Raw genomic sequence first — 201 nt, forward strand, 5'->3', positions numbered from 1 at the left:
GCCCTGTTTATTGAACACTTTCGGCAACGAGTACGCTGGCTCAGTCGCTGGAGTAGACTGCTGAGAGCGCTTGCTGGCTTGGTGCTCGTTGTAATGGGAGTAATGGTGCTCACCGGTCGGATGACACTCTTTGCGTCGTGGATGTTGTCGACGTTTCCGGTTCTCGGAAGGCTTGGTTGAGCTTCCTACAGCCAAACTACA

1 pseudogene is annotated in these 201 nt (G+C 53.7%); it reads left to right on the top strand.

Features of this window, described 5'->3' with window-relative positions:
• Positions 1-180: pseudogene (locus JIF53_RS19305) on the top strand (cytochrome c biogenesis protein CcdA); the annotation flags it as partial.
• Between the last annotated feature and the right edge of the window lie 21 nt (positions 181-201).

The sequence above is a fragment of the Marinobacter sp. bablab_jr008 genome (assembly GCF_016464145.1).
GTDB classification, from domain to species: Bacteria; Pseudomonadota; Gammaproteobacteria; order Pseudomonadales; family Oleiphilaceae; genus Marinobacter; species Marinobacter nauticus.